This window comes from Paenibacillus sp. AK002 (assembly GCF_053903045.1).
This window is the reverse complement of sequence record NZ_CP096377.1, coordinates 5,974,267-5,994,132: the sequence shown is the minus strand read 5'-3', so window position 1 is coordinate 5,994,132 and position 19,866 is coordinate 5,974,267. Positions and strand designations below refer to the sequence as shown.

At 51.7% G+C, this 19,866-nt stretch carries 21 protein-coding genes and 1 riboswitch; of the genes, 16 read left to right on the top strand and 5 right to left on the bottom strand.

Features of this window, described 5'->3' with window-relative positions:
* Positions 1 to 64 precede the first annotated feature (64 nt).
* The 3 genes from M1D70_RS26915 (at position 65) to M1D70_RS26905 (ending at position 3,955) form a co-directional block, all read left to right on the top strand.
* Complete coding sequence (locus tag M1D70_RS26915; protein ID WP_009592905.1) at positions 65 to 511, top strand: hypothetical protein; 447 nt, start codon at positions 65 to 67, stop codon at positions 509 to 511.
* Between the two features lie 105 nt (positions 512 to 616).
* Positions 617 to 1,765, top strand: coding sequence for a transglutaminase domain-containing protein (locus M1D70_RS26910; RefSeq protein WP_456288434.1), 1,149 nt, complete (start codon positions 617 to 619; stop codon positions 1,763 to 1,765).
* A gap of 135 nt (positions 1,766 to 1,900) precedes the next feature.
* Positions 1,901 to 3,955 (top strand): peptidoglycan D,D-transpeptidase FtsI family protein, encoded by a 2,055-nt coding sequence (locus M1D70_RS26905; protein ID WP_456288433.1) that lies wholly within the window; start codon positions 1,901 to 1,903, stop codon positions 3,953 to 3,955.
* A gap of 56 nt (positions 3,956 to 4,011) precedes the next feature.
* Here M1D70_RS26905 and M1D70_RS26900 read toward each other — a convergent pair whose 3' ends face one another.
* Complete coding sequence (locus tag M1D70_RS26900) at positions 4,012 to 4,473, bottom strand: SRPBCC family protein (RefSeq protein ID WP_009592856.1); 462 nt, start codon at positions 4,471 to 4,473, stop codon at positions 4,012 to 4,014.
* A 260-nt stretch (positions 4,474 to 4,733) separates the two neighbouring features.
* On the opposite strand from M1D70_RS26900, the gene M1D70_RS26895 reads away from it, so the two are divergent.
* From M1D70_RS26895 to M1D70_RS26885, 3 genes are read left to right on the top strand one after another with little or no spacing between them, the layout of a single operon-like run.
* The gene (locus M1D70_RS26895) at positions 4,734 to 5,480 is read left to right on the top strand and encodes a Cof-type HAD-IIB family hydrolase (RefSeq protein WP_456288432.1); all 747 of its coding nucleotides are present in this window, start codon (positions 4,734 to 4,736) and stop codon (positions 5,478 to 5,480) included.
* 7 nt (positions 5,481 to 5,487) lie between these two features.
* Positions 5,488 to 5,967, top strand: a complete 480-nt coding sequence (locus M1D70_RS26890) for a DUF456 domain-containing protein (protein WP_009592909.1) — start codon at positions 5,488 to 5,490, stop codon at positions 5,965 to 5,967.
* 55 nt (positions 5,968 to 6,022) lie between these two features.
* Complete coding sequence (locus M1D70_RS26885) at positions 6,023 to 7,648, top strand: putative polysaccharide biosynthesis protein (protein ID WP_009592842.1); 1,626 nt, start codon at positions 6,023 to 6,025, stop codon at positions 7,646 to 7,648.
* Between the two features lie 81 nt (positions 7,649 to 7,729).
* On the opposite strand, the gene M1D70_RS26880 is transcribed toward M1D70_RS26885, so the two are convergent.
* Positions 7,730 to 9,157: a DUF2515 family protein gene (locus M1D70_RS26880; protein WP_009592900.1), complete on the bottom strand. Its 1,428-nt coding sequence runs from the start codon at positions 9,155 to 9,157 to the stop codon at positions 7,730 to 7,732.
* A gap of 88 nt (positions 9,158 to 9,245) precedes the next feature.
* On the opposite strand from M1D70_RS26880, the gene M1D70_RS26875 reads away from it, so the two are divergent.
* The 8 genes from M1D70_RS26875 to M1D70_RS26840 all read left to right on the top strand — a co-directional run bounded on the left by M1D70_RS26875 (position 9,246) and on the right by M1D70_RS26840 (position 15,907).
* Entirely contained in the window at positions 9,246 to 9,590 is a 345-nt protein-coding gene (locus M1D70_RS26875; protein ID WP_009592843.1) for a thioredoxin family protein, read from the top strand.
* A gap of 249 nt (positions 9,591 to 9,839) precedes the next feature.
* Positions 9,840 to 10,814 carry a COX15/CtaA family protein gene (locus M1D70_RS26870; protein WP_009592910.1) on the top strand — a complete coding sequence of 325 codons (975 nt, stop codon included), beginning with the start codon at positions 9,840 to 9,842 and terminating at the stop codon, positions 10,812 to 10,814.
* Positions 10,815 to 11,005: 191 nt separating this feature from the next.
* Positions 11,006 to 11,212, top strand: a complete 207-nt coding sequence (locus M1D70_RS26865; RefSeq protein ID WP_009592868.1) for a hypothetical protein — start codon at positions 11,006 to 11,008, stop codon at positions 11,210 to 11,212.
* Positions 11,213 to 11,237: 25 nt separating this feature from the next.
* Positions 11,238 to 11,957, top strand: a complete 720-nt coding sequence (locus M1D70_RS26860) for a Cthe_2314 family HEPN domain-containing protein (protein ID WP_009592887.1) — start codon at positions 11,238 to 11,240, stop codon at positions 11,955 to 11,957.
* Between the two features lie 121 nt (positions 11,958 to 12,078).
* Positions 12,079 to 12,225, top strand: a riboswitch (SAM riboswitch).
* Positions 12,226 to 12,332: 107 nt separating this feature from the next.
* The gene (locus M1D70_RS26855) at positions 12,333 to 13,349 is read left to right on the top strand and encodes a methionine ABC transporter ATP-binding protein (RefSeq protein WP_009592848.1); all 1,017 of its coding nucleotides are present in this window, start codon (positions 12,333 to 12,335) and stop codon (positions 13,347 to 13,349) included.
* Entirely contained in the window at positions 13,349 to 14,017 is a 669-nt protein-coding gene (locus M1D70_RS26850) for a methionine ABC transporter permease (RefSeq protein WP_009592866.1), read from the top strand. The genes M1D70_RS26855 and M1D70_RS26850 overlap by 1 nt, the downstream gene beginning before the upstream one ends.
* A 66-nt stretch (positions 14,018 to 14,083) precedes the next feature.
* On the top strand, positions 14,084 to 14,926 hold the full coding sequence (locus M1D70_RS26845; protein WP_009592889.1) for a MetQ/NlpA family ABC transporter substrate-binding protein: 843 nt from the start codon (positions 14,084 to 14,086) through the stop codon (positions 14,924 to 14,926).
* A 207-nt stretch (positions 14,927 to 15,133) separates the two neighbouring features.
* On the top strand, positions 15,134 to 15,907 hold the full coding sequence (locus M1D70_RS26840; RefSeq protein WP_009592869.1) for an SDR family oxidoreductase: 774 nt from the start codon (positions 15,134 to 15,136) through the stop codon (positions 15,905 to 15,907).
* Between the two features lie 178 nt (positions 15,908 to 16,085).
* On the opposite strand, the gene M1D70_RS26835 is transcribed toward M1D70_RS26840, so the two are convergent.
* Positions 16,086 to 16,331, bottom strand: coding sequence for a NifU family protein (locus tag M1D70_RS26835; protein ID WP_006212609.1), 246 nt, complete (start codon positions 16,329 to 16,331; stop codon positions 16,086 to 16,088).
* 82 nt (positions 16,332 to 16,413) lie between these two features.
* On the opposite strand from M1D70_RS26835, the gene M1D70_RS26830 reads away from it, so the two are divergent.
* Positions 16,414 to 16,692, top strand: a complete 279-nt coding sequence (locus tag M1D70_RS26830) for a YuzB family protein (RefSeq protein ID WP_456288431.1) — start codon at positions 16,414 to 16,416, stop codon at positions 16,690 to 16,692.
* Between the two features lie 18 nt (positions 16,693 to 16,710).
* Here the strand turns inward: M1D70_RS26830 and M1D70_RS26825 are convergent, their stop codons facing one another.
* Positions 16,711 to 17,769, bottom strand: a complete 1,059-nt coding sequence (locus tag M1D70_RS26825) for an NAD(P)/FAD-dependent oxidoreductase (protein ID WP_009592908.1) — start codon at positions 17,767 to 17,769, stop codon at positions 16,711 to 16,713.
* Between the two features lie 155 nt (positions 17,770 to 17,924).
* Positions 17,925 to 19,031: an aminofutalosine synthase MqnE gene (mqnE, locus tag M1D70_RS26820; protein WP_009592862.1), complete on the bottom strand. Its 1,107-nt coding sequence runs from the start codon at positions 19,029 to 19,031 to the stop codon at positions 17,925 to 17,927.
* A gap of 392 nt (positions 19,032 to 19,423) precedes the next feature.
* Between mqnE and M1D70_RS26815 the strand changes: the two genes are divergently transcribed.
* Positions 19,424 to 19,783: a HesB/IscA family protein gene (locus M1D70_RS26815; RefSeq protein WP_456288430.1), complete on the top strand. Its 360-nt coding sequence runs from the start codon at positions 19,424 to 19,426 to the stop codon at positions 19,781 to 19,783.
* Positions 19,784 to 19,866 lie beyond the last annotated feature (83 nt).

The window sequence follows — 19,866 nt, the reverse complement described above, 5'->3', positions numbered from 1 at the left end:
TGTATAATTAACAAGACGGCCATAAACCGCCGCTTTTGAAACGATTGACGGGAGTGAAAACGAATTGGATACTCAGGTCTGGATTGAATTTCTTAAACAAAATTGGCTGGTCATCGCCATCGCCTTAATCATCTTGTTTATCGTGCTGAATGTGGTGAGAACCGTCATTAAGTGGGCACTTGCCGTGCTCATCATCGGGGGATTGCTGGTGTACAGCGGAATTTCCCTCGACAAAATCGGCGAGGTTGTAACCACGGTCAAGGAAGAGACGGTGGATACGATAAAAAAAGAAGCGCTGAACATGATGATGAAGGAAGCGAAGGAAGCACAATATACTTCGAATGGAGACGGCACGTACTCCATTAAAGCGCCCAATCTCGAGCTGAAAGGAAGCGCCGGTTCGAAAGAAGTGGAAGTCACCTTCCGCGGTGTTTCGGTAGGGAAGTGGGACATCAACGATACGATTCAGAGCTTTATCGATGATGCCAAGAGCAATTCGGCATCGAAATAACAAATGACGAACGCAATCGGATGCGGATGTAAGCTGGCAGCATGTTCATGAGCGGTTAAGCTTACGTCCGTTGACAAGACATCATGGGATAGGAGGGGATACCGTTTGATGTCGGCATGGAAGGAAAGTGTGCTGGATGGGAACGGAATCACCATCTTGCTGCTGCTGATTGTGGCTTTTTCACTCATTCAGGGATGGAGTCGCGGAGCCTCCCGCTCAGCCGGGAAGCTTGTTTTTTTTCTGGGGGACGCGGTGCTTCGCCTGGTCGGGCTTGCGATCTCCGTTCCTTTTACATTATGGCTGTCGCCTAAGGCAGGCGATTGGCTGGGCACGGTCTCCGGTTTACCGAATCGGGAGCTGCGCTTCTGGGAGCAGATTTATTATACGGCCGTAAAATCGCTGGCGGATTTCCCGCTGCTTCGATTTGCGGTCCTGTTTATGCTGAGTTATGCCGCTATCGTGTTTATGCTGCGGCTGCTGGTTTCCCTTATCATGGGAGGCGGGCTGGGACTCTTCGGAACGAAAAAAGAAACCTCGGCATCGCTGCTGAGCCGGCTGACCGGTGCCGGAATCGGCGTCATCATGGGTGCAGCCCGGAGCATTATTGTAATTGCTATCTTATTCATTTTCGTCAGTCTGAATCCTGATCACGGCTTCAGCCGGTATGTCGAGGCTTCTCCGGTTTATCAGCAGGGGGCGCGGGCTGTGATCGAGCCTTTGTCGGGTTCTCTCGTCAAGGAAAAGCTGCCGGTGTTTACCCAGTCGGTTCAGGAAGAATTGAATGGGATCATTCAGCGGAAGTACGAGGTCATCGACCATCAAATCCCCGAGGGCATCGAGCAGACGGCTCTCCATGTCGTGAAGGGGGCGTCAACCGATGAAGAGAAAGCGCGAAAGCTCTATGATTGGGTAGGCAGCCGGATCGCATATGACCACGACAAAGTGACGCTGTATGAAGAGCAGCGCATATGGAAAGAGCAGACGCCGCAGGATACCTACGATACGAGGTTAGGGGTATGCATTGATTACGCCCGGTTGTATGCCATGATGGCGAGGTCCCAGGATCTTAAGGTCAGAGTGGTTACCGGCAGGGGATATAACGGACAGGGCGGTTATGGTCCGCACGCATGGAATGAAGTCTACTTGAGCGAAGAGAAGCGCTGGATACCTCTTGACCCGACCTGGGCACAGAGCGGCAACTGGTTTAATCCGCCGCGCTTCAACGAGACGCATATTAAAGAGCAGGTATTTTAATAGAGTGATACAGGCAGGGGCGGCTTTCTAGCAGGGAAGTCCGCCCTTGCCTATCCGATGGGCCTTCAGATGAAGTGGGGGGGCGTTTATGTTAATATGGGTTTATGTGATTGTGGATAAAGGGGAGAAGCTTACGTGAAAGGGTTTAGGCCGGACAAGCGCAAACAAGAAGAACGAGATGCCGGCAGTCAGTTTAACTTGCGGGTTAATCTATTTTTTTTCAGCACGTTTATTATATTCTGTGTCATTATTATACGTCTTGCCATACTGCAGTTCGTGGAAGGCCCTGAGCTGAAAGAGCTCGAAACCGGCGGACAGGTTAAAAATTTCCCGCTTCAGCCGATTCGGGGCAGCATCATCGATGCTTCCGGAACGCCGATTGCCTACTCGACACCCTCCCAAGCCCTGTATTTAACGCTGTTAAAGGATTACAGTTCATCCGAACGAGGGAAGAAGAACCGTCCGGAAATCGAAAAGCTGGCCGAGGAAATGGTCAGGGTCTTCGATCAATACGGTGATCCGAAAGCAGAGAAATTAACGGTGGATGATGTAATCAAAGCGATGGACCTGGAATTTAACAAGCAGCCTGGTTATGAGCCGAGACGCATCAAAGCGGATCTCTCGACTAAAGAAGTGGCTTACTTTATGGAGCATAAGAACGAGTATCCCGGAGTCGAGGTCGTGGAAGAGAGCCAGCGTCAATACAACCCGGACAAAATCGCCGTTCAAACGATTGGTTATTTGAAAGAGTTCCGCGGCATCAAGACACTGGATAAATATAAAGAAATTGATGAGCAGAACAAGAAGCAAAAGGATCCGGGACTCATCTACACGGAGCAGGAGAAGGTCGGCGTAGACGGACTCGAAATGATGTTCCAGGATGAGCTGCGCGGCAAGAACGGATATATCGGCATTCCGATTAATCCGCAGAACATGGCGGACGGGGTACCGACCATGATTGCCCCGGAGAAGGGTTACAACATCCATACGACGATTCATAAGGATATCCAAAAAGCGACGCAGCAGGCGATCATCGATCAGCTGAAATGGCTGCACGCCAATCCGGTTTCCGGCAAAACGCATCCGAATGCGCTAACGGGTTATGCGGTAGCGATGGAAGTGGATACCGGCAACATCGTCGCCATGGCCAGCATGCCGGACTATGACCCCAATGTATGGGAGAATGGAACCGACGATTGGGAATCCGTCATGAAGTATTACGGCAACGGTACGATCTCTCCGTACAGTTCCGGGCGCTCCGGCAACAATCTGGAATCGGTCGTGCTGCTTGGCTCCACGATGAAACCTTTGTCGGTGCTGATCGGGCTTAACGAAAACTTGTTCGGGCCGAACGATTACTATTATGACGGCGGCGCGGCATTCTTCGGTAAGGATAATACGAGGGTTCGGAACTCCGGCGGCAAAGCCTACGGGTCCCTGAACGCAAGAAAAGCGATCGAGCACTCCTCCAATGCCTTTATGGTCGATTGGATCGGGGAAAAGCTGTACAACAAGTACGGCTCCGAATCCGTTGAAGTATGGGACAGATACATGAAGAAATTCGGGCTTGGGGTATCCACCGAATCCGGTCTGCCGAAAGAGCATAAAGGCATCATCGAATATACCAATATCGAGCAGGCGGGAAGTTATCTGGCTGCCATGGCATACGCCTCCTTCGGACAGTCGGGCAAATATACGACGCTCCAATTGGCACAGTATGCCAGCACGCTTGCCAATCGGGGAGAACGCATTCGTCCGCAGCTTGCGAGCAAGATTGTGGATCAGGACGGCAATGTGATCAAGGAATTCAAGCGGGAAGTATTGAATAAAGAGGAATTTCCGCAGCAGTACTGGAATGAAGTCATTTCAGGGATGAATACGCAGGGACTTCGGGCTTTCGAGGATTTCAAATATGATTTTGCGCGGAAAACAGGAACATCCGAGCAGGATATTTATAAAAACGGCACTCGGATCCGGGTGGAAAACGGGGTGTTCATCGCTTTTGCACCGCGACAAAACCCGAAACTGGCCGTTGCCGTAGTCATTCCGGAAGCAGGCTTCGGTTCCCAGAGTGCCGCGCCGGTTGCCCGTAAAATTTTCGATGCGTATGACGAGATTTACGGACTGGACGGTACGCCTCACCCTAAAAAAACCGAGGGTGAGAATGAGTACGGCAGTGCGAACGAATAATCGACAACAGCAAAACGGCAGCCAATACCCCTGCAGGGTTGGCTGCCGTTTTTTTGTCATACATGGGCGTCCGGGGCCTTGTCCGCCACGAGATTCAGAACAACGCCAAACTCCAGCAGCGCTTTGAGGCCGCAGAGCACCATGGTGTATCCTCCCATGGAATCAATGGCCCCATGCAATATCTCATCATCACTTCCTGTAAATCCGGAATGGGTAATGGTAACGAAGGTCTCATGTTCGCCCCGCGTGGTGAATATCCACTCGGTCCTGGTCTGATCGGAAGATTCGATGGCGATGCGGCGGTTCTCCTCGATATCGTGCACATACAAGTCATCAAACACGCCATACATTTCCCAATCCCAGCGGATATGCCGGCCCTTCTCAAGTCTGCCGCTGCTTTTGGTAAACCAGAACTTGGTTGTGATATCAGGGTCGATGAAAGCCTCGAAAACTTCTGAAACGGGTCTTCGAATCAACATCTCTGCCGTGACGACGGGATTCTCATTGAGCTTGGTCATTGGGGTGCATAACTCCTTTCGGGTTTGTCTTCGTATTTATCCTAGCATACCGTAACGAGTATTCTTTCTTTTACATTGCTTATTTATTTCAAGGGTCTTGTCGTTTGTTTGAGCACCCTCGAGGAAATCTTGCGTCAGGCCGGGTTTTACCTGGTTTGGCATGCATCGAGGGACTGCTCATTCAGGGGAATGTTTTGACGCCCGGCCTTTTGTGGTAAAATGTCGTTATGTTTGCTTTGATTCGTAAGGGGGTTAATACCATGAAACATAAATATCGGTTGTTGGCACTGGATATGGACGGTACGCTGCTTCAGGACGACCATGAAGTATCCGAGGAAACGGTGAAGTGGATCAAGGAGGCGGTGCGGCACGGCATTCACGTCTGCCTCTCGACGGGCCGGCCGTTTCAGGATGCTTATCCGTATGCCAAGCAGCTTGAACTGACGACACCGATGGTAACGGTGAACGGCGGCGAAGTATGGCGTGCGCCGTATGAATTGCATCGCCGCGCGCTGCTCGACAGCAAGCTCGTGGAACAAATGCATGCACTCGCGATTGAAACCGGATCGTGGTTCTGGGCGTATTCAGTAGATAGATTGTATAACACTGAGAACTGGACCGACGATGTCGCGAATCAGGAGTGGCTGAAATTCGGATATAACACGAATGATCATGAGGTACGCCACAATATCATGATGCGACTGCAGGATATGGGCGGACTAGAGATCACGAACTCTTCGCCGGATAACCTGGAAATCAATCCGCAGGGCGTCAACAAAGCGACCGGGATCGGGCAGGTGTGCGAGCTGCTCGGTATCAGCATGTCCGAGGTTGTAGCCGTAGGAGACAGCCTGAACGACCTGGCCGTCATCCAGCAGGCCGGCCTCGGCGTGGCCATGGGCAATGCCCAGCAGACCGTGAAGGATGAGGCGGATCTTGTGGTTTCCAGCAACAATGAGGACGGCATCGTCGAAGTCATCAGGGATCATATTTTGATCGAAGGGTGAGATGTTGATGGACGTATTGGGCTGGATTATCGTCATCGCTCTGTTTATCATTGGGATGGCCGGGGCGATATACCCTATTCTGCCGGGGGTTGTCGCCATTTACCTGGCGTTGTTCGTTTATGGCTGGTTCTTTACATTCGAGCATTACAATGCATGGTTCTGGATTATCCAGACCATCATTCTGGTGGTGCTCTTCATTGCCGATTATGCGGTTAATGCCTGGGGAGTCAAGAAGCTAGGCGGTTCCAAAGCCTCGATCTGGGGCAGCACGATCGGACTTATTATCGGACCGTTCGTGATACCGGCCTTCGGCTTGATTATCGGACCGTTCCTGGGGGCATTTCTGGGAGAAATGCTGGCAGGCTCGGGAGCAAGCAAATCCATGAAGGTTGGCTTCGGATCGGTTGTTGGATTGTTTAGCAGCATTGTGGTGAAGATTATATTGCAGCTTGCGATGATCATCATTTTCTTCATCTGGATTTTCTAATAGAGCATAGCAATCGCTGTAAGAGGCGCTTTGGAGGAGAAAGAAGGGTACGGTTTTGTCTAAGAAAGAGTCATTTATTAAAGGCACCATCATCTTGGCCGCTGCTGCACTGGTAGCCCGGGTGCTGGGCCTTGCTCAGCGGGTGCCGCTGGAGCATATGCTGAATGATATCGGGGATGCCTCGTTTACGATTGCCAATAACGTATATCTAATGCTGTTAACGGTAGCAACGGCCGGCATTCCCAGCACGCTCAGTAAAATGGTATCGGAGCGCCATGCTTTGAACAAGCCTGCGGAGGCTCGGCGCGTCTATCATGCTGCGCTTATTTTTGCCGGGGCAGCGGGCGTTGTCATGACGCTGCTCCTTTACTTCGGAGCTCCTTTTTATGCCACTCATATAGCCAAGCAGCCGGAGGCGGCTGCTGCCATTCAAGCACTCGCTCCGGCGCTGCTGCTGTTTCCGGCCATCGCCATGATGCGGGGATACTTCCAAGGGCGCAATAATATGACGGCTGGCGGCATATCGCAAATTATCGAGCAGATTGCAAGGGTTCTGACAGCGATCGGCTTGGCCTATGTGCTGCTGCGTTTGGGATATGACGATACCTGGATCGCGGCAGGTGCCTCCTTCGGTGGCGTCCTCGGCAGTATCGGGGCATTTGCGGTCATGCTGTATTTTACGTTGAAGCTTCGCCGAAGCGATCGTGAGCTCAAAATGCCGGCGGCGGACCGCTCGATTCCGCTTGGCGGGATATACCGGGATATATTCACGCTGTCTATACCGATTGTGCTGTCTTCCCTGGCGGTTCCGGCGGTCAACTTCATTGACAGCTCCATTGTGAAGCCGCTGTTGATCGGGCAGGTTGGTCTGGGAGAGGCTACTGCAGCCCTCGCGGTATTAGGAAACCGAGCGCAAAGCGTAGCGGGCATTCCGCCGATTCTAGCCATTGCCCTCAGCACCTCGCTCATTCCGATCATCTCTGCCGCTTTTGCGAGGAAAGATCAGGAGCATTTGGAACAGCAAGTGTCGCTGGCCATGCGCGTTGCCATATTGACGGGTATGCCGATGGTGATTGCGCTCTGCGTTGCATCCTATTCCATCAACGGATTGCTGTTTAGTTCCCTCGGTGGAAGCGGGATCATCGGGTTCCTGACATTCGGTACGATTTTTCAGATCACGATGATGACAACGAACTCCATTCTTCTTGGAATCGGCAAGGCCAAGCTCTCGATGGTTCACGTGATGATCGGGATAGCGGTCAAGCTTGTTGCCAGCTTCCTGCTTGCTCCGTTGTTTGGCATTTATGGCATCATCGGGAGCACGGCTCTCTGTTTCCTTGTCATTACGATGCTGAACGTCAGATCAATCAAGGCGATTGTATCCTTCTCGATCCTGGGCAAACGCTGGATGGGCTTCATACTGACGGTTGCTACCGCAGGAGGGATCGGTTACGGCCTGAATCTGGCCGGTATTCAGATGGTCGATATCATGCCGGCTCGTTTGGCATTCCTGCTGACCTGTCTGGTTGTAGGCATAGCCGTAGTCATTATATATCTTGTACTGCTGGTGGTGTTTGGCGTACTCCGGCAATCGGAGCTTAGCAGTTACCCGCGTCTTTTACAGAAGGTGTTCCGTCCGCTGATGAGGCTGCAGCCTGCGCGAATGCGGGAGCGGGGTTAAACCTATGATGCAAGAACAGCACATCAATCCATGCATCCGTTAGAGAAGAGACCATTCCGGCATTATCGGAATGGTCTTCTTTTATTGCCGGTGGGACGGATCGGATACGTCATGGGCGATGGAGGTTTTCTCCAGGGCGGCCCGATGGGCGTGGGTGATATCCGGCAGCATCGGCGGTTTCGGCTTGCGAATAAACTTAAACATCGTGTGGCCCTGATACCAGTCGTACCGGGGAATCGGTTCCGGGGGTTCATCCTGCCAGATCTCCTCGAGACGGGGGCTATACAGACGACGGCCGTCCGGCAGCCATTCCGATTGGACAAGCTCAAGCCCCTCGTGGCCGTGATTCATGGCTTGATCCCGCGTCGGCGTGAATAACGCCGGCCAATATTCAGCACGCGAGCCCTGATGCTTGGTGGAACGAGCGAATGTCAGCACGGCATGGTAAATATCCTCATAACCGAACAGTAAAGCGTACAGCGAGCGGCCTGCCTTGATCCGGATGGACAGGTCGTCAAACTTGGGGATGGTGAGTCCGGCCAGCGGCCGGGTAGGGGAAACGGGATAATCGGCAGAGTCTGTGCTTGTCTGATGGCTTTGACCCAGCGGGAACACAATTTGATTCAACCGGGTTAGCTCATGCATCCGGAAGAGAGGATTCTGAAGAATATGCTGACGGTAAAAAGGATGTCTTGCCACGCGCCCCTCAATATAGTTCTGTTCATTAATGATGAGGGCGACCGTAAGCAGCGAACTGCCTTGGTCGTGCCAGAACCGTTCCCAGAACGGTGTCATGAACGATGAAACATGGAAGCGGGGGAGCAAATGGAATAAGGGCTTTCCTATTTTTCGACTGTGCATATAGAGAAGCAGCTGCGGATAGGCATCCTGAAAAATCAGCGCATTGCAGCGCTCCAAGAAACTGTACAGATGGTTTTGGAATGGGGGAGCCATAAGATCCGACATCAGCCCGCCCTTCAGATCGCTCATATTCCATCCGGCATTGCGTGATACCATATGGGCAAGCAGGGCCCAATGCAGCTCTGGATGCGACTCGTAACAGTCCAAATAGGCCTCGGTTCGAGTCACGTTGCTTCGGTTGGCGCCGGTAGTTGCCTCCTGAATGCGATGGATCAGCTCCTGCTCCTCATGCGTTGGCTGCAGGTTCGGTTCATGGCCGCGAATTTCGCTGTGACCTTCTTGCAGAGGGAGGAACGAAGAAATGTCCTGCGGCAGATAGGGATGGGAGGAGAGAATGCTCTTGAGCTGCCTGCGAATGGCCCTAACGGCTGTAGGATCCCACTGCAATTCATGCCTGTTTGTCCGAAGCTTTAAGGAATTTCGCCAAGCTGCCATCATACCCGACCACGATTCCGCCAGGGCTTGCGAAATGGCGGCTGTCCATGCCCCGTAATTCCTGCCCCGATTTGGTTTGTCCTTGGCTCCGTGCGAGTGCATGCCGGTTGTCACCTGCACTTTCTGATGATAATTCCAGACCGTGAACCTCATACAGTCAGTATGCTCTAAAATTTGACTTCCACTCAACAATTTGATTCACTAGGGGGGAAGGAATTCGACGTAAAGGGGGAGATAATCAATGGAAAAAATCACTTCAGAAGCAGAATTTCAGGTTGCAATCCAGTCTCCACGACTGACAGTTGCCGTATTTAAAGCGGACTGGTGCGGCGATTGCAAGTTTATCGATCCATTCATGCCGGAGGTTGAGACGAAGTTCTCCAACCAATTGACTCTGGTGGAAGTTGACGTCGATGCTGTCGGTGACGTGAGTCAGCAGCAAAATATTCTGGGCATCCCTAGCTTTGTTGCATACTCTGACGGTCGCGAGCTGGTTCGCTACGTTAACAAACTCCGCAAATCGCGCGAGGAGATTGAAGATTTCCTGCAGCGTGCCGTAGACGTATACGGTACGATTCACAAGTGAGCAGTGACGATAGCACCGCCGCCTTTGAGCTATAACGGGCGGCGGTGTTGTTTTTACATTGGATATTATGAGGGGAATTGCGAAGTCAAGTACCTTGAGCATGAAGGTTTTGTTCATTTTTGAACATTTTGTCACAATCGCTCAAGTGACCGGGGCTGCAGAATCAGGTATAATGAAATGTGGACTGTATATGATGCGATCCTGTATAGGTTTTGAATAGTGAATGATTATGAGCAGCAGGTGAGATAAGTGAACGATAAACAATTAAAGTGGCTGAGTTACATAACATGCTTAATTATGTTCTGCGCGACTTTCGGGGGCATGGTTGTGACAAAGACGGGGTCGGGGCTTGGCTGCGGCCAAGAGTGGCCGCTGTGCAACGGTAAATTTGTTCCCGCTTACACGGTGTCCTCGATGATCGAATATTCCCACCGGGCCGTAAGCGGAATGGCCGGCTTGGCCGCCTTGGCCTCGCTGATTGCGTTCTGGAAGTACAAGCGGGACCGCCGGGATTTGATGGCTTACGTCATCGGAACCTCGATATTCGTCGTGGTACAAGCAATCATGGGTGCCCTCGCGGTGGTTAAACCTCAATCGGCGGCGATCATGGCGCTGCATTTTGGCTTCTCGCTGATTGCTTTTGCCAGCTCGGTCATGCTGGCTTTGGGCATGCGCCGAATCGAACAAGCGAAGGGGCCCGCTGACCTGGAGCGTTTGCCGCGGGTGGGCAAGGGCTTCCGCAATTTGGTCTGGGGCACGACTTTGTACAGCTACATCGTGGTGTATATCGGTGCATTCGTCAGCCATACGGATTCCCGGGAAGGCTGCTCCGGCTGGCCGTTGTGTAACGGAGAAGTGATACCGGAGCTGAGCGGAGGGGTCGGCATCGCCTTTATGCACCGCGTGGCCGCGCTTCTGCTGCTGATCGTGGTGGCGGTGATGGGGCATTTTGCATATTGGCGCAATCGCGATAACCGGGAGATCCAGATGCTGGGCATTTCGGCAACCGTGCTGTGCCTGCTGCAGGTGTTCAGCGGCGCCCTCATTATGGCTACGATGCATAACGAGGAAGTTTACGTATTCTCCGCACTGGGTCATACGCTGCTGATCTCGGCGCTGTTCGGCGTACTGTGTTATTTAAGCGTCCGGGTATGGCAGCTCAGCAAGCCGCTCGAAGCTGAAATACGGAAGGGCCACGACGTGCCCCGCGAAAAGATCGTATAAGGAAGAACGCCAATTAATCCGCAAAGATATTGAATATTCTATGGCATTCTTGCATGCAAAGTCCCCGGACCGGAGTTCGAGGGCTTTGTTGTATAGAAAGGTGCTGCCGGCAGCCGTATCGAAAAGGTTTGATAAGGCAACGAATTTGTTTATATTTAATAACACCGGAGAATCACAAGTCGCTCCATGCTATGGAGTTGTCTTCCCGTTTCGGGGGCATCCTAACAGGACGAGCCCAGATTGGCGCAGCAGATGATGACAGTCAAGGGGATGCCGAAGGGCCTGATGGCGATCCGGATGAGTTGCCCCCGCGCGAGGATATCGCCGTGAAGACGGCCGCTGAGCGCTGGAATGACTATATTGGCATTGGCACTATCGAGATCAAGAACCAAGATTAATCTGATGACGCGAGGGGGTACCGCCATGCTTCGAATGTTACTTGGGGAACAGCCCCGGCAGAACAACGGCCTGCTTGAGGAAGCCATCGAATCGATGGTTAAGACAACCCGGCTGCTGCAGAAGGAAATGGATAAAAATCAAGATCCGACGCATGATTTTCGCAAGCTGGAGATTTGGACCCGGGGACTGATCGTCTCCCTGGATGAGCTGGAGCAGAGCTGGAATGCGGCCAAGCATTTCAGTCAATCGGTCAAATCGGGTTACATCGATGATATGTCGATTCAGGAGCAAGGGGAATATCAACGATATGTGTATTTTTACAAAAACGGCTTCATCCGCGTATTCTCGATCCTTGACAAGCTGGGCACGGTGCTGAACGATTTGTTTGATCTGCATACCTCCAAGGTAAAGGCGCATTTTTCTTATTTTACGGTCCTGCGGCAGTTCAAATATCTTAAGGCCCACGGTGAGCTGGCTGAAGAGCTGGAAGCGATCAAGGATCGCTACAAAGCACCGCTGAACGCGCTCCGCAAAAGGCGCAATGCTGAAATTCACTACATGAACTCCGAGATGCAGGATGATTTGTGGCAGCGCCATCAAGGACTGTCCGACAAAATCGAGCTGGAGGATATCGACAAGCACCTGGACGATCTCCAACAGGGCATCGATATGGTATGCCGCAGCCTGGCCGCCTCGTATAAATATACGAACAAGCTGTGGACTGAAAATGGTGTGCGGGCTTAGGCACAAAATCGCCATGAAATTCCTTTTGACAAAAGCCTGAAAAGAATCTATACTAACTATTGCATTCATTACATGTTATCAAATCAGATCAATTTAATCGGAAAAATTTCATATCGATGTTTTCTTATCGAGAGAGGCGGAGGGACAGGCCCGATGAAGCCCGGCAACCGACTTCTTGCGTACCATTGCTTAATGCGATGACGCTTGAAGTGACATGGTGCTAATTCCTTCAAAGCTATGGGATACCTTCAGCTTTGACAGATGAGAAAAGGCGTTGACTTTTACGTAAAGAGGGCCCTTTTTGATTCTACAAAAAGAGGCTCTTTTCTTTTGGGTAAATAGATATGAAGCTAAGGAAAAAGGAGGATTATCGGATTGATTGAGCTCAAGCAATTGACGAAGCAGTACGGAAAAGCCGGGTCATTAACAACTGCGTTGTCCGAATTGGATTTGTCGATTGAAAAAGGAGAAATTTTCGGAGTGATCGGACACTCCGGTGCAGGGAAAAGTACATTGATCCGCTGCATCAATTTACTGGAGCGTCCCACCTCGGGCGAGGTGTGGGTGAACGGCAAAAATTTGACGTCGCTCGGCAAGAAGCAGCTTCAGGCGGAGCGCCGTAAAATCGGTATGATTTTTCAGCACTTTAACCTGCTGTCTTCCGCGACGGTGTACGATAACATTGCGTTTCCGCTGCGTCTGATCAAGACGCCGAAGGTCGAACTGGAGCGTAAAGTATCCGAGCTGCTGGCTTTGGTCGGCTTGGAGGCGCATCGCGACAAATACCCGTCCCAGCTGTCAGGGGGCCAGAAGCAGCGGGTGGGCATCGCCAGAGCGCTCGCGAGCGATCCGGAAGTGCTGCTGTGCGACGAGGCCACTTCGGCCCTTGACCCGCAAACGACGGATTCGATTCTGCGCCTGCTGCTGGACATTAACAAAAAGTTTCATCTGACGATCGTGCTGATTACCCATGAGATGCATGTCATTCAGAGCATATGCGACCGGGTCGCCGTTATTCATCAGGGCGGCATCGTAGAGCAAGGACCGGTAACGCAAGTGTTCCTGAAGCCGAAGCATGAAGTGACGCAGGAATTCATCCGCCAGGAGATGGACAGCGGCGAAGCGCTGCGGCTGGCTATGCAGGGTCAGGTAAACGGCCCCTCAAGAGCGGTTCAAATCACGTTCCTGGGATCGAAAACGTACGAATCGATCCTGTCGCATACCGTTCATGAGACGGGCGTGAATTTTGCGATTCTGCAGGGTACGATCTCTACGATCAAAGATACGCCTTACGGCCAGCTCATCGTCCGTTTCGAAGGGGAAGAGCGCTCGATTGAAGATACGATCCGGAAGCTGCTTGAACAAGGACTAGACGTGGAGGTGATTCATTGATGTTCGGACTTGATTTTACCCAGATCGACTGGAAAGAGATATGGACGGCAACATTGGATACCCTGCGGATGCTGGGAGCTTCGGCCTTGTTCAGCTTCATCATCGGACTGCCTGTCGGCGTGCTGCTCTACATGGCCGCAAGGTCCACGTCCGGGTTGGTACGCTTCGGCTACACGATTCTGTCGTTCATTGTAAACATTCTGCGCTCGGTTCCGTTCATCATCCTGATCGTGGCGATGATCCCGATTACGAAGTCGATCGTAGGCGTTTCGTACGGCGTGCTGGGCACCATTCCGCCGCTGGTGATCGGCGCTGCTCCATTCTTTGCAAGGCTCGTGGAAACGGCTTTGAATGAAGTGGATAAAGGCGTGATTGAGGCGGCTCATGCCATGGGCTCTTCGACAAGCCAAATCGTATGGAGGGTGCTCCTTCCGGAGGCGCGTCCGGGCCTGCTTGCCGGGATGACCATCACGATTGTAACCCTGGTATCTTACACCGCGATGTCCGGTCAAGTCGGGGGCGGCGGTTTAGGGGATTTGGCCATCAAGTATGGCTATTACCGTTATGAGACCGAGATCATGATTCTGGCTGTCGTGCTGATGATTGTCCTGGTCCAGCTGCTGCAGATGGCAGGAGATCGTCTGGTGCGGCATTTTACAAGAAAATAACGGATTGATGAGGCTTCAAGAAAGACAATATATAGATAATATATTTTTCGGAGGGAGAGTTTTAGAATGAAAAAATGGACATTGGCATTGATCAGCTTGACCTTGGTTACGGTGCTGGCTGCATGCGGCAGCAAGCCTGCGGATAACGCATCCGAGCCAGGGGGAACAACGGGAGGCGGCGGTCAAGAGACCGTAACCTTGAAAGTAGGGGCTTCGCCATCACCGCATGCCAAGATTCTCGAGCATATCAAACCTGCGCTTGAAAAAGAGGGCGTAAACCTGGAAATCGTAGAATTCACGGATTATGTGCTGCCGAATACGCAAGTGGATTCCAAAGAAATCGACGCGAATTTCTTCCAGCACAAGCCTTACCTGGATAACGAAATCAAAGAGCGCAAGCTGAACCTGGAGTCCGTGATCGCCGTGCACGTGGAGCCGCTGGGTGCGTACTCCAAAACCATTACATCTGTGGATGACCTGAAGGATGGAGCGGTTGTAGCCATTCCGAATGATCCTTCTAATGCTGGCCGTGCATTGACGCTGCTGTCCAAGAACGGCGTGATTAAGCTGAACGACGAAAGCAAGCTGGAAGCAACCGCCAAGGATATCGTGGAAAATCCGAAGAACCTGGAGTTCAAGGAAGTTGAAGCCGCCATGCTGCCGCGTATGCTGGATGAGCTGGATCTGGCTGTCATCAACACGAACTACGCGCTGGAAGCGGGACTGGACCCAACGAAGGATGCGCTCTTCATCGAAGACAAGGACAATCCTTATGCCAACCTGCTGGTAGCCCGTCCGGACAACAAGGACTCCGACGCCATCCAAAAACTGGCGAAAGCGCTGACTTCCGAGGACGTGAAAACTTTTATTGAAGAAGAGTATAAAGGTGCCGTCATCCCGGCATTCTAATTCGAGCAGTAAAGCTCGATATGTAGTATATGAATTCATCGTATATGTGAAGAAAGGGCATTATCCAAGAGACCCATTGGTCTTTGCGGATAGGCCCTTTTTTCTTTCTTTTTCTGTCGAATGGCCATTCCTGGTCGGAAGCAAGTTGTTCGGCCTTATCAAATCTTTTATACTGAAGGAAGGATATCCATCTGAGGAGGGAAAGCCTTGAAGGGAAAAGTGGCGCTGATTACAGGCAGTGCGACAGGTTTGGGAAAAATGACGGCAATGTCGTTAGCCCGGCAGGGATGTCATATAGCCATAAATTATGTGAACAGCAAGGATGAAGCGGAGGCGCTTTCCCGTGAAATCGAGGGGTTTGGCGTGAAATCCATCGCAATTAAAGCCGATATCGCCAGCGAGCCTGAGCTGTATTCATTGGTGGATCAGACGGAGGAGCGGCTGGGCAGCGTCGATATCCTGGTTAACAATGCTGGACCGTTCATCCGGGAACGCCGTCTGTTCTCGGAGTACAGCCGCGACGAAATCGTACATATGGTAAATGGCAATTTAACCGGCGTCATGCTGCTGGACCATCGCGTTCTGCCTGCCATGCGGGAGAAAAAATGGGGACGCATCATCCACTTTGGTTTCGGGCATGCCGGTGAAGCCCGCGCATGGCCTCAACGCTCCGCCTACGCGGCTGCGAAGGTGGGCCTGGTCTCCTTTACGAAGACGCTGGCCGTGGAAGAGGGGCCGTATGGGATCACCGTGAATATGATCTGTCCGGGGGATATCCGCGGTGCGAACAAAGAGAAAACCATCGATGAAGTATCCGGCATTCAGGACGGGTTGACTCCTCGCGGACGATCGGGCAGCGGTGAGGACGTCGCCAGGGTGATCGAATATTTATGCCTGGATAAATCGGATTTCATAACCGGCAATATTATGGATATATCCGGCGGGCTGGACCCGATTCGCCCGTTAATCAAGCCGGAATAAAACAACCCCACAAAGTGGAGTCTGTGCTTCGAAACTTATTCCAAATACTTTGCGGGGACCCATAACATATAATGCGATTCAAGAATTGCTAACGCTTCGGTGAAAACTTATACCTTCTCTCAAAAAAAGAGTCTTGGTCCCGCGAGGGAAACCAAGACTCTTTATAGTTAAAGAAGATTTAGAATACTTGAACTACTTCTTGGATGCCTTCTACTTCTTCAACCAGGGCGCGCTCGATCCCTGCTTTCAGAGTAATGGTGGAGCTTGGGCAGCTACCGCATGCACCCATCAATTTCAGCTTAACGATGCCGTCTTCAACGTCAACCAGTTCCACGTCACCGCCGTCGCGCTGCAGGAACGGACGAAGTTTATCAAGCACTTCAGCCACTTCATCATATACAGTGGTTTGCGTGTTTTCACTCATCTTGTTCAACTCCTTTCCTCCCTATATTATAGTACATAAACCGGCAAAATAAAATGCCAATCTTAAGGCAGGTCTAATAACAATGTCCATTATCATTGAGTTTTGCACAAGCAATTCCTATTTCGGCACGGATAAAGTGCTGCAGACGCTTGAAGGCAAGTACGATTGCCAGGTCATCGAATATGGCTGCCTGACCAGCTGCGGCCAGTGCTATTTGATGCCCTTCGCTTACGTGGATGGCGATTGGGTTGAAGCCCCTACGGCTGAAGAGCTGCTTGAGGTTGTCATCCGCAAGCTCGAAAGCTTTCGGGACGGTGAAGAGGAAAGCGCTCCTCGGCGTCCCTCCCCAGTAGAATCATAAGCGCCCGTAACCATCCGACTAGTAATGACGCTTGGATTTCCAGAGCACGCCGCTCTTTAATATCCTTGGTACCCGGCCCATGACCGACGTGCTGCCCATGAGTCCAAAGCCCGCATGTTTGCCGAGGGAACCCAGCGTTCCCTTCAGCTTCAGCGGAGATACCTTAGGCGTATCGTCGCGCCATAAAGCTTTCATGACATGTCCCACTTGCTCGGCCTGAGCCCCTGCCGCTTGCGCGCTCGGGACGAAGGGGAGGCTGGCGCAGTCGCCGATCACATATACCTCGGGATGGGACGGAACCTGATACCACTCGTTTAGCAGAATGCGTCCGCTGCGGTCTTTTGGCAGATCCAGATCCTGTACGACCTTTACGGGTTGAATGCCGGCGGTCCATACCGCCAGATCGGTTGCGATCGGCACATCCAGATTGTACACGGCGTCCTTCTCCACTCGGGATACGGATACGCCGCTGTGGATGTCCACGTGGTGCTCCTCAAACCAGCGATGAATATAAGCAGACAAACGGTTAGGAAAAGAAGAAAGCACCCGTTGTCCCCGGTCCAAAATGGCGATATTCAGGTCAGGCCGGCTTTCCCGAAGATCGGCAGCGAGCTCGATGCCGCTTAAGCCTCCGCCAATGATATGAACTTGACCATAAGGTCTGAGGTTGTTCAGGTTCAAATAGGTCTCCCGGGATGCCGCAAAAGATTGCAGGCTGAACGTGAATTCTTCAGCGCCCGGTACCCCATGATAACGGTCCGTACATCCCAGGGCAATGGCCAGCTGATCGTATTCCACTGGATCGTTGTTCGTCAGGTTCACAAGCTTCTTCTCAAGATCAATGGATAGGACTTCACCGTATACAACATGGAGGCGGTCATACACCGGGAATTTAACACGAACAGCGGTATCGGCCACGGTGCCTGCTGCCAGCGCGTAATATTCGGTTTTGAGTCCTTGGTACGGCATGCGGTCGATGAGCACGACCTCCACGTCCGGAGGAAGATAGCCGCTGAACAATTCTTGAATTAGGGCAAGACCACCATAGCCTCCGCCGAGAATGACGAGCTTTTTCATAAATTTCTTCCTTTCTCAAGAGATAAGAAGGTGAGCGCCGATTCGCAAGAAAAACGCCGCTGAAAGCGGCTTAGGTTACCCACGCTATATTATCTCTTTAACCTGTTTTCCGTTTTTTGGAACGTCTGCTTTGCTTGCGTCTTTGCTGGTATGACTTATTCGTAAACCTTGATCTCGTTATAGAAGGTATCGCGTTCGACCGGAATGCGGCCGGCGCCTTGGATGAGCCATACAAGCTCTTTGCGGGTCAGCCCTTCTGGCGTTAGCGCTCCTGCGGCATGGCTGATGCGTTCCTTCAGGATCGTGCCATGGACGTCCGATGCGCCGAAGCTGAGAGCGACCTGCGTCAATTGAGGCCCGATATTAATGAAGTAAGCCTTGATGTGGTCGATATTATCCAGCATCAATCGGCTGATGGCAATGGTTTTCAAATCTTCGTAAGCCGAATTGCGGCGCATGATGCCCGCATTCTTATTCTTCGGCTGCATGGACAGCGGAATGAATACCATGAATCCGTTCGTTTCATCTTGAAGATCCCGAATTTGCAGCATATGGCGGATCCGGTCCTCATGGCTCTCGATCGAGCCGTACAGCATGGTCGTGTGCGTCTTCATGCCGAGCTTATGCGCGGTACGATGAACGTCGAGGTATTGATCCACGTTGGCTTTATCCACCTTCATCTTCTGACGGTACTGGTCAGACAAGATTTCGGCTCCGCCGCCCGTCAAGGATTGAAGACCTGCCTTCTGCAGCTCCTGCAGCACTTCCTTCGTGCTGAGTCCGCTGATGCGGGTGAAGAATTCGATCTCCGCCGCGGTATAGGCTTTCAGGGTAACTTCAGGGAAACGTTCCTTCAATGCCTTCAGCGAATCTACATAGTACTGGAACGGGACATGGTTATTATGTCCGCCAACGATATGAAATTCACGGATGCCTGGGTGAATATGCTGTTCCACATACTCAATCATTTCCGCGCCGGAGAGGGTATAGGAGCCTTCCTCGCCTTGGTCTTTCCGGAAATTGCAAAAAGCGCAGCGGGATTCGCATACATTGGTAAAATAGAGACTCATGTTCTCGATGAAGTAAACCTTTTTCCCGTTCTTGCGCAAATTGGCTTCATTAGCCAGCTGCCCGAGGGTCAGCAGGTCATCGGTTTGATACAAATACACACCGTCTTCAAGATTCAGGCGTTCGCCGCGTTGGACTTTCGCAACGATCTCGGCCATTCTCTGATCGGTAAATGGTGTCACAATCGTGGACATGTTCAATCCTCCTGTTCACACTTTGACTTTCCGAATACTCGGCAGATCAAGTGATCATAAAGTGGATCACTCCCCGCGGGGAACGGTCCGTTTATAGTCGTGTAACAACGAAATCGATAAATGGGCTGAATAAATAAATGACTTTGTGAAAAAATATACAACTGTGGACCAGCCATAACCTTTGCCGCATTTTAGCCGGGGGATGTGACAATTATCCAACAGTTGCCGCCCATGTTCCTTCCCTATTATAAACCTGACCCCTCGGGGTAGCAATACATATAGAGGAATTGAAATAGGTTATTGACCATATGGTAAAATGGCCATCATCTCAACCTTGAGCGAATTCGCGAAGAGGAGTATACTTAAAGAATGAACGAAAAGGAGGGTGACCTATGATATCAATCAGCGAAACAGCTGCAGAACGTTTGAAAGAAATGCTTGCTGAACAGGAAACGCCCAATATGTTCCTTCGACTGGGTGTCACTGCCGGCGGATGCAGTGGTTTTTCATATGCAATGGGCTTCGATGATCAAGAAACGGAAGCGGACGTATATATGGACCTGCAGGATATGAAAGTCGTTGTCGAGAAGGACGATCTGAAATACCTGAACGGTCTCGAAATCGACTTCGAGGAATCCGGCATGACGGGCGGGTTCACCATCCACAACCCGAACGCGACCGTAACTTGCGGCTGCGGATCTTCCTTCCGCACGGCAACGGATACGGGCAAACCGAACGAAGAGCCTTGCTAAGCAGCGGGTTTTCGGGGACTGTGCTCTGAATCTAACCAATAAAAGACCTCTGCGACCCTATTGTCGTGGAGGTCTTTTTTTGC

What these genes read in the sequence shown, in the direction of transcription:
- M1D70_RS26900 (WP_009592856.1), bottom strand. Translation starts at nt 4,473, where the DNA reads ATGACCAAGCTCAATGAGAATCCCGTCGTCACGGCAGAGATGTTGATT.
- M1D70_RS26895 (WP_456288432.1), top strand. Translation starts at nt 4,734, where the DNA reads ATGAAACATAAATATCGGTTGTTGGCACTGGATATGGACGGTACGCTG.
- M1D70_RS26890 (WP_009592909.1), top strand. Translation starts at nt 5,488, where the DNA reads ATGGACGTATTGGGCTGGATTATCGTCATCGCTCTGTTTATCATTGGG.
- M1D70_RS26880 (WP_009592900.1), bottom strand. Translation starts at nt 9,157, where the DNA reads ATGAGGTTCACGGTCTGGAATTATCATCAGAAAGTGCAGGTGACAACC.
- M1D70_RS26875 (WP_009592843.1), top strand. Translation starts at nt 9,246, where the DNA reads ATGGAAAAAATCACTTCAGAAGCAGAATTTCAGGTTGCAATCCAGTCT.
- M1D70_RS26865 (WP_009592868.1), top strand. Translation starts at nt 11,006, where the DNA reads ATGGAGTTGTCTTCCCGTTTCGGGGGCATCCTAACAGGACGAGCCCAG.
- M1D70_RS26860 (WP_009592887.1), top strand. Translation starts at nt 11,238, where the DNA reads ATGCTTCGAATGTTACTTGGGGAACAGCCCCGGCAGAACAACGGCCTG.
- M1D70_RS26850 (WP_009592866.1), top strand. Translation starts at nt 13,349, where the DNA reads ATGTTCGGACTTGATTTTACCCAGATCGACTGGAAAGAGATATGGACG.
- M1D70_RS26845 (WP_009592889.1), top strand. Translation starts at nt 14,084, where the DNA reads ATGAAAAAATGGACATTGGCATTGATCAGCTTGACCTTGGTTACGGTG.
- M1D70_RS26835 (WP_006212609.1), bottom strand. Translation starts at nt 16,331, where the DNA reads ATGAGTGAAAACACGCAAACCACTGTATATGATGAAGTGGCTGAAGTG.
- M1D70_RS26830 (WP_456288431.1), top strand. Translation starts at nt 16,414, where the DNA reads ATGTCCATTATCATTGAGTTTTGCACAAGCAATTCCTATTTCGGCACG.
- M1D70_RS26825 (WP_009592908.1), bottom strand. Translation starts at nt 17,769, where the DNA reads ATGAAAAAGCTCGTCATTCTCGGCGGAGGCTATGGTGGTCTTGCCCTA.
- mqnE (WP_009592862.1), bottom strand. Translation starts at nt 19,031, where the DNA reads ATGTCCACGATTGTGACACCATTTACCGATCAGAGAATGGCCGAGATC.
- M1D70_RS26815 (WP_456288430.1), top strand. Translation starts at nt 19,424, where the DNA reads ATGATATCAATCAGCGAAACAGCTGCAGAACGTTTGAAAGAAATGCTT.